The organism is Candidatus Binatia bacterium, from assembly GCA_023150935.1.
Taxonomy (GTDB): domain Bacteria; phylum Desulfobacterota; class Binatia; order HRBIN30; family HRBIN30; genus JAKLJW01.
Genome location: JAKLJW010000003.1, coordinates 104281 through 119317, shown reverse-complemented (window position 1 = coordinate 119317; position 15037 = coordinate 104281). Strand labels below are relative to the sequence as shown.

The 15037-nt window shown below is 67.6% G+C and carries 11 protein-coding genes; all 11 read right to left on the bottom strand.

Annotation, left to right across the window (positions count from 1 at the left end; genetic code table 11):
• Positions 1-11: 11 nt before the first annotated feature.
• Entirely contained in the window at positions 12-1187 is a 1176-nt protein-coding gene (locus tag L6Q96_03745; protein ID MCK6553687.1) for a methyltransferase, read from the bottom strand.
• 351 nt (positions 1188-1538) lie between these two features.
• Positions 1539-2198, bottom strand: coding sequence for an ethylbenzene dehydrogenase-related protein (locus L6Q96_03740; protein ID MCK6553686.1), 660 nt, complete (start codon positions 2196-2198; stop codon positions 1539-1541).
• A complete protein-coding gene (locus tag L6Q96_03735) occupies positions 2195-3280 on the bottom strand; it encodes a respiratory nitrate reductase subunit beta (GenBank protein ID MCK6553685.1) in 1086 nt (361 codons plus the stop codon). Before L6Q96_03735 ends, L6Q96_03740 begins: the two co-directional genes overlap by 4 nt.
• Positions 3277-6222, bottom strand: coding sequence for a molybdopterin-dependent oxidoreductase (locus L6Q96_03730; GenBank protein ID MCK6553684.1), 2946 nt, complete (start codon positions 6220-6222; stop codon positions 3277-3279). Before L6Q96_03730 ends, L6Q96_03735 begins: the two co-directional genes overlap by 4 nt.
• An 84-nt stretch (positions 6223-6306) precedes the next feature.
• Complete coding sequence (locus tag L6Q96_03725; protein MCK6553683.1) at positions 6307-8448, bottom strand: ATP-binding protein; 2142 nt, start codon at positions 8446-8448, stop codon at positions 6307-6309.
• Positions 8445-9383: an ABC transporter substrate-binding protein gene (locus L6Q96_03720; GenBank protein MCK6553682.1), complete on the bottom strand. Its 939-nt coding sequence runs from the start codon at positions 9381-9383 to the stop codon at positions 8445-8447. The genes L6Q96_03725 and L6Q96_03720 overlap by 4 nt, the downstream gene beginning before the upstream one ends.
• 11 nt (positions 9384-9394) lie before the next feature.
• The gene (locus L6Q96_03715; protein ID MCK6553681.1) at positions 9395-11422 is read right to left on the bottom strand and encodes a TonB-dependent receptor; all 2028 of its coding nucleotides are present in this window, start codon (positions 11420-11422) and stop codon (positions 9395-9397) included.
• A 69-nt stretch (positions 11423-11491) separates the two neighbouring features.
• Positions 11492-11707, bottom strand: a complete 216-nt coding sequence (locus tag L6Q96_03710; GenBank protein MCK6553680.1) for a hypothetical protein — start codon at positions 11705-11707, stop codon at positions 11492-11494.
• Between the two features lie 110 nt (positions 11708-11817).
• The gene (locus tag L6Q96_03705) at positions 11818-12618 is read right to left on the bottom strand and encodes an SDR family oxidoreductase (protein MCK6553679.1); all 801 of its coding nucleotides are present in this window, start codon (positions 12616-12618) and stop codon (positions 11818-11820) included.
• Between the two features lie 54 nt (positions 12619-12672).
• Entirely contained in the window at positions 12673-13764 is a 1092-nt protein-coding gene (locus L6Q96_03700) for a Gfo/Idh/MocA family oxidoreductase (GenBank protein ID MCK6553678.1), read from the bottom strand.
• A 28-nt stretch (positions 13765-13792) separates the two neighbouring features.
• On the bottom strand, positions 13793-15028 hold the full coding sequence (locus L6Q96_03695) for an acyl-CoA dehydrogenase family protein (GenBank protein ID MCK6553677.1): 1236 nt from the start codon (positions 15026-15028) through the stop codon (positions 13793-13795).
• Positions 15029-15037: the final 9 nt, after the last annotated feature.

Below are 15037 nucleotides of genomic sequence, written 5' to 3'. Positions count from 1 at the left end.
CACCGGTTCAATCAAGCTGAGGGCGCGGCGGGTGTTGCGGTAATCCCGTCCAGCCACGTGCGAATGCGGACGTCAGGGGCGGGGGCCAGCGGCAGCGGCAGAATCCGCGGCTGCCCGTCGACGACCTCGAGATGGCGCTTGCCCGCGCGTTCGGCGCCGACGAGCAGGACGGCGATGCGGTCGATGCGGTGCGTCCGCAGGTACGCAAGCCAGCGGCGTATCTCCGCGGCATACGGCGCCGCGCCGCGCCGGATCGCGAACAGCGCCTGAGCCGCGGCAAGGTCTACCGCGGTCCCGGTCTCGACCGTGACGACGAGGGCGCGGCCGGAGAAGGCGGCGAACCAGCGGCGCGCGGCATCGCTAACATCGGTGCCCCGGCGCAAACCGAGGTGTGTGACCGCGAACGCTCGGCCGCCGGGGTGGAGATGGCCGTCCAGACCCGCGATTACCCGCCGCAGGACGCGATCCCCGGTAGCGCCCCCGGCATGGTACGAAGGACCCTTCGCGTACGGCGACGTGACGAAAGGCGGGTTGGCGATCACGACATCGAAGCGCTCGCGGCGCACCGGAGAAAAAAGATCGCCGCAGCGGCCCTCGAAGCGCTCCACGCCGTTGAGGTCGGCGTTCGCGCGCGCCAAGCCGACGGCGCGCGGATTGACGTCCACCGCTACCAGGCGCGCGGCGATGCCCGCCTGCTGAACGACCTGTACGCCCGAGCCGGTACAGAGATCCAGAACCGCTGCCCCGTCGCGGAAGGTTACCGCGTCGCGCAAGAGCAGCGAATCGGCGCCGGGCGGATAGACGGGATCGCGCCCGCCGAGTCCCAGCGCCCCCGGCACCGGGCGCTGGAAGCGGCGGTCGCTGAGGAAGTACTGGTCGCCAATGGCATCGAGGCGCAGCGCGGCCTGCACCCGATCCCCGCGCACGCGCAGGAGTTTCGCCCTGTGGCAGTCCGTGAAGACGCGCGCCGAAAGAGCGCGGACGACCTGCCGCCGAGACTCCTCCGCTTCGAGGAAGAACAGGCGGATCAATGTGGCGACCGGCGAACGGTCGCCCCGCAAGCGTTCGAGCATCGGCGTGTGGTTGAGGATGCCGACGTCGTCCGGCATGCGGATGCCGAGACGGTCGTGCAACGCGTCGCCGCGGAAGCCGGCAGTGCGCAGGGCGGTGGCAAGGGAGGGCAGCATGAGGATTTGCAGGCGTGAGGGTCGACGCAGAGGGTTTCACGTTTTCCGGATCGTGCCAATTGCCCCCGGGTGCGGTCGGCGAGTCCCGATACCGATCGGCTGAGCGCTTCGTGCGCGGCCTCGGCGGTGTCCGGAACTGACGAGCCCCGGAACTAAGTACTCCGGTTCATTAGTCCGGCGACGTATTCCGTTCGTCCCGAGTAGCGCCATCTTTTCGGCGGCGTATCGAGGGGCGGGGCCGCAAAGCCGCTCGCCAGGCTGCCCCTCGATACGCCCCTGAGAAAACGGGGCTACTCGGGGCGAACGGGAAGCGTCGTACGGAATACGTCGCCGTAATTGTGCCCATCACTACTAAGCGTCGATCTCCAGCGGGAGGAGCCCGGTCGAGACGGCTTTTTGGGCCGAGCGGTCGCGCTCGCTGCCGTCCCAGACGGCGAACGCCACCGCCGACTTTGCATCCGGGGCAAGCGCGACGCAGCCGGACGATCGCGGCGTAAGGGGACGCTGGAACACCACTGTCCAGCCCCGGCCGTCGTGCTGTGCCCGCACGGCCAGACCGCTCACCGTCGCCGGGCGCCGGCGACTGGTCCCGTAACCCTCGGCAATGACGTCGAAAGGCGTCGCGGTGTCGGCCCGCCAGAGCCAGGCATTGACTGGTTTTCCCGGCGATCCCATGAGAAACGGATCGGCGCCGGCGGCAAGCGGAAACAGCACCGCTGCCGCGTCGGCAAAACGGTCCAGGTCGCTCACATGGTCGTCGCACGTGCTGTCGGGCCAGGCCAGCCGCAGCCACAGCCCCGCCCCGTCGTGGGCAGCACGGGCCTCCACCTGCGGCACCCGCCCGTGGCCGGTGCTCGCGGCGACGTACGGCGAGACGGCGCTTACCAGTGCCACCGGCGCCGGCGTCAGCGTCACGAGCAACGGCGAACACGAACCCCAATGCGGCGCTGCCGGGTCGAGCAATCCAGTGCCGCCGCCGGTCACTCGATGCGCTCGCACACTGCCGCTCACGACTCCACTCCCGTCTTCTCGACCGGCCTTCCCGGACTCGTCTCGGCCGGGTCCCGGGTGAAGCCGCCGAAGCGGTCGCGCCAGACGCGGCTGATGAGGATGTCCATGAGCGCCGACGGCTCCTTACGCATACGCTTGGCACGCTCGGCCCGCAGGGTCGCCAGCGCCCGGTGTACCTCCGGTCCGAAGTACCGCTCCAGCACCTCGGCCGGAATGCGCGGGGTCTCGGTGAGACGGCCGTGTTCGTCGTAAGCCAGCGGCGATAGTGGCGGCACGTAGTATACGTTCGGCTGCGTACCGTACTCGGGGTGCAACGGCAGGGCGACCTTCCACTGCTTGACGAGCTGAAAGACCTGACCCGTCTGATCGTCGAGGTAGCCGTAGGCGCGGGTTCGTCCCGGGCACTGACGGTGGCAGGCCGGAGCGATGCCCGCCTCGACGCGCGGGAAGCAGCCGATGCACTTCTCGCTCGTGGACGTCACCGGGTTATAGGCAATCATCTTGTACGGGCACGCTTCGACGCAGTGCCGGTGCCCCGCGCAGCGCTCCTGGTCGATCGCGACAATGCCGTCGTCGCGTTTGTAAATCGCATTGCGCGTGCAGGCGTCGACGCACGCCGGCTTCGTACAGTGATTGCACAGGCGCGGCATGTAAAAGAAATACGGGTTCGGCCATGCCCCCGACGCCTGGTCCTCGTCCCAATTGTAGCCCCACGCGGGTGCTCCGCCCTGGGCGCTGCGCGGCTCGAGCCGTACGCTCTGGCCGCCGCCGGCGTACAGGACTTCGTCGTGGTTGAACTGGAAAACGTCGCCGCAGTCGACGAGGGTGGTCAACTCGCCTCGTCGCGGACTGCCGTCAGGTTCGAAACCGCCACCCTTGCTTTCGAAATCGCGGGGATAACCGCGGCCGGGACACGTGGCGACACTCATCCAGCGCATGTGCTCCGTGCCGGGCCGCTGGGTCCACAGGCTCTTGCACGCCATGACGCAGGTCTGGCAGCCCATGCACTTGCCGAGGTCGATGACCGCGGCGAGCTGTCGGCGCGATGCCATCAGATCGGCCTTGGTCGCGCCGCCCTTCATGCATCGACTCCGGCCGCCGGCTGTGGTCCGTCGGCCACCTTCACGAAATCGACCCGCAGGCCGCGGTCGCTCGCCGGCGTTGGCGTGCCGCTGGCGAAGACGTGCCGGAGCTGACCGTAGCCGCCCGCCATATGCAGGCCCTTGGGCATGCCGACCAGCAACGCGTCGTGCGACCGCCAGCCGGCGAACTGGAACGACTCCCACATGTAGACCACCACCTGATCGGGTCCTACGGCGGACGAAGTGGCGACCATCAACTCGGCGGCATCGACGTCGTTGAACAGGCGCACCGTATCGCCGTCGCGCACGCCGCGCGCGGCGGCCACGCCGTCGTTGACGAAGAGCACGGGCTGGCCACGGTGCAGGCGCAGGAATTCCGGCACCGCAATGTGCATCGAGTGAATGCTGCCGCGGACGTGCCCGCTGACGAGGCGGAACGGATGCCGGCCGCCGATCGGCGGCGTCTCCTTGTACGTCGGCAGCGCCTCCCCGGCTTCGAGATACCACTCGTGATCGATGTAGAACTGGGCGCGGCGCGCGTAGGTGGCGTAAGGCTCCCCGTGTTCCAAATGACGGCGCAGGCTGTAGTACGGCTTGCCGGGCTCTATTTCCGTCGCCGCGAGAACCCCGGCGCCGTTGCCCAATTTCACAAACGGCAGTTGTCCCCGTTCCATTAGCGCCTCGTAGCCGCCGTCGTCTCCGAACAAGCCCACCGCATCGTTAATGGCCATGTACTCGCGGACCACGTCCGTGTGGGTTTCGAGGCGGCCGTGCATGGTGAAACGGTCGTCGAGCGCGTCGTAGCGACGCTCCTCGCCGGCGGCATCGCGGTAGGAAACCAGGCCACGAGCGGCGGCCCGTTCGCGAATCTTGCGCGCCAACGCCGCGAAGATCTCCCATTCCGGCTTGGCCTCGCCGCGCGGCGCTACCGCCTGCTCAATCAGCGCCATGCAGCGGTTCATGCCGAAGGTGATCGTGGTGTCTTCCTTTTCGTAATACCAGGCCGCCGGCAGCACGACGTCGGCAAAGGCCGCCGACGACGACATGCGCGTCTCGACCGCGAAGATCAGGTCGAGCTTCGGGAACAGCTCCTCGACGTACAGGCTGCGCCCGCTGCGCTCGCGCCGCAGCGGATTGTGCGCCATCAGCATCAGCACTCGGGGCGGTTGATCCGGTCCGGGCCGCGCGGTTTGCGCGTCCCACCACCCGCGCGCCACCGACTCGCGCAGCGCCTCGCCGAAGGTCCGCCGGAAAGCCGGATCTCCCCACCCGGGCCGGTCCCAGAGCTTCGCGTAGCCGGCGTGGTTGTAAAAGAAGAACACGGGCGGAACGACGCCGAGCCGTTTGGTCTCCCGGGTCATCATTTCGGTCCGCACGACCGCGTCGGTGACGTCCCGGTCCTCCCACCACATCCGGGCCTTCAAACGCAGGGCGGAGAAGAGCATCGGCAGCAGGCCGCCGCGACTGACGGGACGTTCCATGTCCATCAACGCCACCACGTGCTCGATCGACAGCAGAAAGCAGTTGAAGCCGGTGCCCGGTTTGCCCCAGTTGCCGGTGAGAGCCATCGCGAGCAGGAGGCTGCGCTCGTGCAGATCCCCGTGAAACTGCTTGGCCGAAGTGAAGCCGATGTAACAGCACGTGCGCTTGCGGGCGAGCTTGCGCGCCAGCGACCGGATCGTGTCGGGCGCTACGCCGCAGATTGCCGCCGCCTGCTCGGGCGTGTACTCGCGGTCGAGCTTCTCGCGAAGCCGCGCGAGCACGGGGCGCACTTCCACCTGCCGCCCGTCCGACAGGGTCGCCGTGTACCGGCCTTCGAGAGCCTGGCGCCCCTCGAATCGCAGGGTGCCGCGCGGCGCTGGCACGATGCGCCGGACGATTTCGTCGTAAAAATAGAGCTGGTCTTCGCGGCCGCCGTCGACGTCCTCGGCGCGCAGGTAGCGGCCGGTGTCGCCGCGGACGAGCAGGGCCAGGTCGGTCTGCTCGCGTACGAAGGGGGCGTCGAGAAGACCTTCGGCGAGAATCGCCTGACAGATGCCGAGCCAGAAGGCCGCGTCGGTGCCGGGCCCGAGCGGGACATGGACATCGGCGGCGAGCGCCGTAGCGTTGTAGTCGGGCGCCAGCAGGACGATCTCGCTGCCGTTGTACCGCGCCTCGGTGAGGAAGTGGTACATCGGCGTGCCGGTGTAGGAGAGGTTGGAGTTGGTGAGCACGATCAGTTCGGCGTCCTGGAAGTTGTCCGCCGAGTAACCCAACTGCATCGTGCCGAAGGTGTGGAGGATCCCCTTGAGATCGTCGCCGATGGCGACGTTGAGGTCGGTGGTCAGCGCTCCGATCTCGTAGGCCAGTCGTTGAATTCCCGACAGCGCGACCGAGCCGGCGTGGATGTGCGGGGCGTCGACGATGACGCTCTGCGGTCCCTCCTTCCGGTGAGCGTCGAGTATCGCGTCGGCGATCCGGGTCAGGGCATCGTCCCACGAGATGCGCTGCCAGCGTCCCTCGCCGCGGGCGCCGAGGCGCCGCATCGGGTAAAGTACGCGGTCCGGACTCGCCAGGGCATGATGAAAACCGCAGCCTTTCTGGCAGCCCTGCGGATTGAAGTCGGGATATCCGGGCCCGGACGCCGCGGTGCTGGCGGTCTGCTCCTCGCGCCAGACGACCCCGTCACGGGAGAACACCCGGAACGAACAGCCGCCGGGAAAGCACTGGTTGGTGTGCGAGCCCCAGGTGACACGGTCCCAGCGCCACTGGTCGCGGTAGACGTCCTCCCAGGCGTCGTAGGCGGGTGCCGCGCTCGCCGCCGCACGCGGAAGAGCCTCTCCGGCATGGGCCGGACGCGGAGAGCTTCCGAGCCGGAGCAAGGCCAGGGACAGGCCCGCACCGCCGCCGAGTCGGAGGAAGTCGCGACGGGAGATCGGCTGAGGAGGTGGCGGCTGCGTCATCGAATCGCGCGTCTTGCCGTATTCCGGGCGGTGCCGCGAAACACGATCGAACACTACGCTGATACGATGCCGGCTGACGTTGGGTCAACGGGGTGTTTGCGAGACGTCGCGTATCTTCGACACGGCCGGTTCGCGCGCGAGGGCGCTTTCGGCACGGGCGGCGTGCTCTTCCATCAGCCGTTCCATGGTTGCCGCCAGTGCGGCGGCTTCGACCGGCTTGGAGAGGTAGGCGTCCATTCCCGCTGCCAGGCAACGTTGCTCGTCGCCCTTAACGGCGTGCGCGGTGAGGGCGACAATCGGCAGGTGCGCGCCCGTAGCCTTCTCGCGTTCGCGGATTGCCGCCGTGGCTTCGAAGCCGCCCAGACGCGGCATCTGCACGTCCATGAGTGCCAGGTCGAAGCGCTCCCGGTCGAGCGCCGCAAGGGCCGCGTTGCCGTCCGCGGCGACCACGGCAGTATGACCGAGCTTCTCGAGCACGCGGACGATCAGCTTCTGATTGATCGCGTTGTCCTCCGCCACGAGGACGTGCAGGGCCCTTGTGGCCGGCGCCACCGCGGTCGGCGACGGCGGTGCGACGACGGCCGGAGCCGGCTTGCGAACGGCCGTGGCCTTACGCAGCTTCGCGGCGAAATGGAAGGCGCTGCCGCGGCCCAGATCGCTCTCGACCCACATCCTGCCGCCCATCAGGTCCACCAGCTTGGCCGAGATCGCCAGTCCGAGCCCGGTGCCGCCGTAGTTGCGCGTCAGGGAGTTGTCCGCCTGCTCGAAGGCGTTGAAGATGCTCAGTTGTTTGTCGCGCGGGATGCCGATGCCGGTGTCGCGGACGGTGAAATGCAGATCGATCTCGTCGTTGGCCGCCGGCGATGCGTTCTCGACTTCGATGGATACGGAGCCGCGGTCGGTGAACTTGATGGCGTTGCCGACGAGGTTGATCAGGACCTGCTGCAGGCGGCGGCCGTCGCCGACTATGACTTCGGGGACATCCGCTCCGATAGCGTAGGTGAGCGTCAGGCCCTTTTGCGTCGCGCGGATTCCCAGCGGTTTGGTCACCGCGTCGAGAGCGTGGCGCAGGTCGAACTCGCCCACATCGAGCTCGAAACGGCCGGCTTCGATCTTCGAGAAATCGAGGATGTCGTTGATGATCTCGAGAAGCGTGGAGGCGCTCTCTCTGACCGTGGCGGCATACTCGTGCTGCTCCTCGTTGAGCGGGGTGTCGAGCAGCAGGTCGATCATGCCCATGACGCCGTTCATCGGCGTGCGGATCTCGTGACTGACGTTGGCAAGGAACTCCGACTTGGCACGGTTGCCCGCCTCGGCCGCCGTCTTGGCTTCCATCAGGTCGCGGTTCATCGCTTCCAGGCGCTCGGTTCGTGCCCGGACCCGTTCCTCGAGGGTGCGGTTGTGCTCCTCGATTTCCGCCCGACTACGCGCCAGGCTTTGCACCATCTCGTTGAACGACTCCGCAAGATGCCCGACTTCATCGCTTCTACTCACGGGTACCGTGGTGTGCAGCTCGCCGCCGGCGATCTTCTCGGTGGCCTTCGCCAGGGCGGCCAGCGGCCGCGTGATGGCCTTGGCGAAGAGCACCGCCATGGCAATACCTATCAACGTCACCAACGCGGTGAACGAAGCGGCGGTCACGAAGACTCGCTGGCGCAGCGCCCGCAGCGGCGCGGAAGACACGCCCACGATCGCCGTGCCGATCTCGCGCCGCGGCGCGCGCGCCAGCCGTTCCTCGACCGCAGAGTCGCCGAGGAAGCCAAGCTCCTCGCGCTGCAGCGGTGCGTCCGTCGTTACCACCGGCGCCCGGAATTCCCACACCTCGGCGGGCCGGCCGGTCCAACTGTCCGCAGCTTCCTCCGATCCCTCCACGGTGGCTCCCGTGCCCGCGTCGCCCGCGATCGACAGGAGCTGGCGCCCGGTGCGGTCGACGACCCGGCATCGAACCACATCGGGGTGCGCGCACGCTGCACCTGCAATCCGCGCCAGGCCGTCGACGTCGCCGCTCAACACAGTGAGTTCGGCCTGAAGGGCAAAGTGATCGGCGATGGTCTGGCCACGATTGCGCATGCTCGTACGGATCTCGTCCAGACTGCGCTGCACGAGCACCCAGCTCAAAACGACGCAGGCCCCGACCATGAGCAGCGACATCGCCACCGCCAGGCGGGTCGAAAAACCCCAGGTCGTCGATGCGTGGCGGGCCTTCGCCGGCGCCGCGGCGTTCACCGGATTACCTCCCGGGCCTCCGATTGCAGGTCGGGCGGGATGTTCACACCAAGATGTTCGGCCGTGCGGAGGTTGAGCGCAAGCCCAACTTTGCGCGGCACCGCCGTCGGCACGGGCGCGTCGCCGGCTCGGAGCACGGCCACTGCCACCTCCCCGGTCTGCTTGCCGATGTCGGTGTAGTCCGACGACAGAGCGGCCAGCGCCCCGGCGCGCACTTGCGCGGTTGACAGCCCGAACAGCGGTTTGCCGCGGCGCATGGTGGCAAGGATCAACGCCGAAGTGTTTTGCGACGTAAACACGTGGCCGTCGGCTACCGACCACAGTACGTCGACCTCGTTCATGAGCTTTTCCAACTCCGCAAGCGCGCGGGTCGGATCGTCGACCTGTCGGCCAACCAGTTCGAAGCCGTGGCGGGCGGCGGTGCCGCGCGCCTCCTCGACCACCGCGCCGGTCTCGGCAGGGTGGTACAAAACGCCGACGCGGAGTCGGTTCGGAAACAACCGGCGCAGGTAGGCGAACTGCACGTCGAGCGGGATGTCCAGCGATGCCCCGGTCACGCGGCGTCCCGGAACCGAGAGGAAACCGCTCTGTTGCGGATAGAGCACCATCGAGAACACCAGCGGCGCCGCGACATCTTCCTTCAATGCCGCGGCCGTGGCCAGCGAGCCGATGGTCACCACCAACTGCGGCGCGGCGCGGCGCACGTCGGCGAACACCGGCGCGCCGCGAGCCGGGTCGCCGTCCAGATCGAAGGTGAGCACCTCGGGCTGCGGCGCGGCGCCGGCCAGCACCGCCACAATCGCCTTCATGGCCTCGTCGAAGGGACCGACGGAACTGCTCTTGACGATCGCCACACGCGGCACGCTGCCGGCAGCCGCCCACTCGGCGACCAGCAGGCTGAGGATCGCCAAAAAACGCTTGAGGCCGGATTTCATGGCGCCAGCGTTCAGAAAGCGTATCGAACCTGAACCCGGAACGTGAAGCCGTTCTGCCGGATCACGTTTTCGCGCAGGTCCGGCCCCCCCGGATCGGCATAAGTCTGATCGAAGAGGTTGTAGAATCCGGCCGACACCCCCAGACCTTCGAGGGGCGTAGCGTAGTTCAGGTTGAGATTGGCGATCGTTGTGGTGGCGACGTCGCTGCCTTGCAGGGTCCTGCGCGGCCCGACGATGTCCAACTCCGCACCCCCCTGCACTCCGAACGGCAGCGGGAAGGTCGCGCCCAGATGGCCGAGGTTCTGGGGCGAGTTGGTCAGGCGCCCGCCACCCGCCCGGCGGGCGTCCTGCAACGAGTACGAGGCCCCGGCCATGACATCGTGGGGCAACGGCACGCGAACCTCGATTTCGAAACCGGCGGCGTGCGCGTCGCCGCTGTTCAGGTAAGCGTACGTGTCCGGCAGATCTTGCACCGCTTCGAGGGAGATCAGATCGGCCAGGTCCCAGTAATACACCGACGCGGCGGCACTGACGCCGTACCAGAGATCCTGCTCCAGCACGCCCTCGTAAGTCGTGATCGTTTCCGGCTCGATGTCGGGGTTGGCGATGAAGCTAAAGCCTTCGCTGGAGGTCTGATAGTAAAGCTCGAACGGACTCGGGGCGCGGAATGCCTGACCGAACAGGAACTTCGCGTTTGTGGTCGGTCGCGGCTTCCACATGAGAGCCGCGCGCGGGCTCGCCTGCTGGAAGCGGTTGTAGTAACGGTCGAATCGTACTCCGACGAGCAGAGTGAGGTCGTACGGCAGTCCCCATTCGTCCTGGGCGTAGACGCCCCAGTTGTTCAGGTCGTGCGCGTCGTCGAGCAGGACGTCGCCCGGCACGTCGTAGTTTTCCTGCGAGAGGTCGGGGTAGTAGGACGCCTCGGTGCCGAGCATCAGGTAGTTGCGGGCGAAGATCTCGTACTCGGCGCGCAACTCACCACCCAGCCAGTTGCTCAAGGCGAGGTCCTCGTTCTGGTAGCGCTCGTCGCCGCTGCCGTAAACGAAGATGCCGTGGTAGCGGTAGCCGTCGTAGAAAAGGCGGGCCGACGCCTGCAACTTCGGGAGCAAATCGCGCAAGGTGTACTGCGCTTCGGCAAACCAGCGCTCGTCGATCTGGTCGTTGCCCGGATCGTTGAAGGTGGTGTCGAAGCTGCCGGTCGGGATGTTCTTGTCGCGCCGGTTGGCGCCGCCCTGCACGAACAGGTCGCCATAGCGGGCGCTGACGAAGACGTCGTAGGCGCTCTCCCCGTCGACGTCGACGGCGATGCCGTTGTTGGTCTCGGGCGATTGATAGGCCGGGAAATACAGCTCGTGCGGGCCCGCGATGTCGACGATCGAGCCGCTGGCGAAGACCTCGATCCCATTGCCGAACACATGACCCGCCGACACCTGTCCGCGCAGGCGCTGGAAGCTGCCCACCTCGAAAAGCGCCCGCACACCGGGGAGATCGCGGGCGCCGGTGGTGATCACGTTGATGACGGCAAACATGGCGCTGCCGCCGTAAAGCGCCGAGCCGGGACCGCGCACGACTTCGATGCGTTCGATCGCTTCCATGTCGATGCCGAAATCGAAGCCGACCGGCGCCTGCTGGTAGACGGAGTTGTTGTACGTATGGCCGTTGACGAGCAGCAGGAGGCGGTTGTTGTAGTCGCCGGGGAGCTGAAAACCGCGCACGCCGATGTAGTCGTAACTGCGGTCGTAAGTGCTGTAGAAGCCGCGCAGCGAACGCAGCGCCTCGGCCAGGGTGCGATAACCGAAGCGCCTGATGTCCGCGCGCGTGATGACGCTGACGGCGGCCGGAGCGTCCGACACGCGTTGCTCGCGCTTGGCCGCCGCGGTGATGACCGGTTCGTCGAACAGCAGCATTTCGCGCTGCGCAGACACCGGCGGCGGCTCCTCCGCGCGCGCCCGGACGTCGGTACACAAACCGACAACGCAGACCGCAGCGATGCCCAGCAGGATGCGTATCGGGTCAGGCCGGCCCCGGGGCAGACACATGGGCGCACCATACAGCAGGGCGCATGCGGTGGGCAAAGCGACCGCAGGCACCAGACGGCGGCCGCCCGGTCAAACGTCCCAGACGACGTACTCGTCCAGGTCCTGCCCGTCGACCTTGATGTGGTAAGGGCCGGCAACCCGCAGGTCGCGCGCCGCCGAGTTGCCGGACAGACGCAGGCGGGTACGGTCGAGTTCGATGGCGGCACGCAGCGCGGCCTCGTTCGGCGCAGCGGCGCCGCGCGGAACGCGCAAGACGGTCAGGGCGGACGGGCTACCGGCAGACATGCAGTCGATTGACCTCCGCGTTCCTATTACGAACGTGCCGCGGCACGGTCAACCGGGGCGGCGTGAAGCCGGGAGCGTGGAGCGGGAAGCGCGCCGCGCCGAGCCGGGGGTTACCGGCGGCGGCCGCCGATCGTCGTACGTTTCGTGTTACGACGCATGAACTCCGGCGCCAGTGCCTTGACGACGTAGCCGGCGCCGATAAACCGCGGCACGGTGATCTCTCTCTTGCCGCGAGCGAGGGCTTCCACGACGGCATCGACCACGCGACGCGGCGCCGTCAGCGTACGCCGCGCCACGGCAGGCATGCGCTTCAAAGCCTCCGCATCGAAGAAATCCGTGTCGATCGCTCCCGGGCAGACGGTGAGCACGTGAACTCCCGCGTCCTCGACCTCGATCGACAGCGCCTCGGCGAGACCGACCATGGCGAACTTCGAGGCCGCGTAGGCGCTCTCGTCCGGCACGCCGATCTTGCCGGCGACCGAGGCCATGAAGACGATCCAGCCCGCTCCCCGCTCGACCATCTGGGGCAGCAACGCCTTGGTAGCGTACACCGTGCCGAGGAAGTTGACGCGGACGATGCGTTCGATGTCGTCGACGTCCCAATCGAGGAAGCGGCGATGGCGTCCGTAGCCGGCGTTGTTCACCAGGATGTCGACGCCGCCGAACTTGCGTACCGCCAGATCCGCCGCCGCGAAGACCTGGGTGCGGTCGGCAACGTCGCAGGGCAGCACGAGGGCGCGGCTCCCGAGACGCTCGATTTCGGCGGCCACGCCGGCCAGTTCGGTTTCGCGCCGCGCCACCAGGGCGAGGTTGGCTCCGGCGGCCGCGAAACGCACCGCCAGCAGCCGGCCCATGCCGCTCGATGCTCCGGTCACGAACGCCGTCTTGCCGCCGTAAGACGTCAGACGCATGGCAGCAGGGTAAACGGACCGGTCGAAAAGTCGAGGCGTCGACTTCGGGACCCCTCAGACGAATCCGCCACCGCCGATCTCCATCTCCTTGCCGCTGCGCGCGGCTTCGTAGACTGCGGCGGCGAGCTGTTGGGCGGCGAGCCCTTCACGTAACGTCGGGCCGATGCGGGGCCCGCCGAGCACGGCGTTAACAAAGGCGTGATCCTGGACGAGATACGGTACGCCGGCCCACACGTGCAGCTCGGCAGGCAGGCTCGGGTACAGCTCGATGAAACGGCGCTGCACCTCGTCCGCGGCGACCTCCGCTTCCACGTCGTCCCCGAACTGGCAGCGCATCGGTCCCCCCATGTCATGGTCGCTGGCGACGAATGCGCTCTGGCAGAAGATCTCCAGACGGCGGTTGGAAGGTCGCTGCACCATGTCGTGCCACAGGTTCAGCAGTTGTGCCCGCAGTCCGGTGCCGAACTCCAGTTCGACGGCGACGTAGTCCTCGATCCCGGCATGGCCGGCGTGGTTCTGCTCCCACGCGCGTAGCCGGCGTACCGGCCCGAACATCCACGTCAGCAGGTCGAGGTCGTGGACCCCGTGTTCGACGAGCGTGCCGCCGGCGGTGAGGCTGCGGTCGGCGCGCCAGGCGCTGCTGTGCAGGCCGCGAATCGGGAAGCACTGGTCGTCGCGGAAGAACACCGCTCGTGGGGGCCCGGCGCGCGGGTCGCGCGCGAGAGCACGCATGACCGTGTAGACGGCGGAAAAGCGGAGCACGAGCCCGATCTGCGCCGTGACGCCGGTGGCCTCCGCGGCGGCGACCATGCCGGCCGCTTCGGCGGGGTCCATGGCCAGCGGTTTCTCGCAGAACAGGTGCAGGCCGCGCTCCGCGGCGGCGTGGACGAGCGCGGCGTGGTGGCGTGTCGGCGCGCACACGAAGACGGCGTTGATGTCCGCGTGGCGGATCAGATCGAGGCCGTCGGCGAATCGTGCCGCGTAGCCGTAGGCCTCGGCGCAGCGATCGCGCGCGGCGCCATCGGGGTCGGCCACCGCGACGAGCGCGAGCCGCTCGCCGAAGAAATGACGGAGCTGTTGCAGCGCCGCGGAGTGCGTGTGCCCGATGACGCCGGCGCCGATCAGACCGACGGCTGCGGTGGACATGGACGGCTGGTCGCTCCCGGCGCCGCGCTCAATTGAGCTCCTTGCTCGAATACCCCAGGATGCGACGGGCGACGACCATGAGGTTGATTTGCTGGGTACCTTCGAAAATGTCGTTGATCTTGGCGTCGCGCATCCACTTCTCGAGCAGCAACTGGCGCGAGTAGCCCAGCGGCCCGAGTATCTCCACGGCCTTTTGCGTCACCTGGGTCACCGCCAGGCCGGCCTTGGCCTTCGCCATGGACGCCTCGAGGTTGTTGCGCATACCCTGGTCCATCATCCACGAAGCCCGCCACGTCAGCAGGCGGGCGGCCTGGAGGTTTGCTTCCATTTCCATGAAGTCGCGCTCGATGGCCGTGAGCCGGGCCCGTGCGATCCCATAGCGAACTTTCACGCCTTCCTTTTCCAGGGCCTCGCGGGTGAAGTCGAGCGCCGCGCGGCCGATGCCGATGGCGCTGGCCGCAACGGCGGGTCGGGTGGCGTCGAAGGTCGCCATGGCGCCCTTGAAGCCCTCTGTCGTTTCCTGCACCACCGGGCTACCGAGGATATTGTCGCTCGGGATGCGGCAGTCCTCGAAGACGATCATCGCCGTGTCCGAAGCGCGGATGCCCATCTTGTTCTCGCACTTCACGACGGTCATGCCGGGGGTGTTGTTCTCGACGACGAACGCCTTGATGCCGGCGCGTCCCGCCGACTTGTCGACGGTGGCCCAGACGACGACGAAGCCCTCGGACTTCTCGGCCGCCATGAGGCCGCTGGTCACGAAGATCTTCGTGCCGTTGAGGACGTACGAATCGCCGTCGCGCCGCGCGGTCGTCTGAATGGCGGCGGTGTCCGAACCGCAGTGCGGTTCGGTGTAGGCCATCGCGCCCCATTTCGGCTTGCCGCTCTTGAAGCGGTCGAGAAAGCGCTGGCGCTGCTCGGGAGTGCCGGCGGCGGCGACAGCGGCGCCGCCGAGCCCCGGATTGGGGATCGACAGGTAGAGGCCGGCATCGCCCCACGAAAGCTCCTCGATGGCAACCGCCGCCAGCAGGCCGCGCTGCGGCGCCGCACTCGGTTCCTGATCGGCTTTCTTCTTCTTGCCGTCGCCGCCGATGGAGACCGGGCTGTTGCGCGAGGCCTCCCACATCATGTTGAGGAAGTCCCACGGCTTTTCGTGCTCGTTTTCGTCGAACTGGTGCGACAACGGCCGCATGTACTGCTCGGCCACCATGTGCACCATGTCGCGGTTGTTCTTGATTTCCGGCGAAAGCTCGAAATCGATCATTGCGAATCT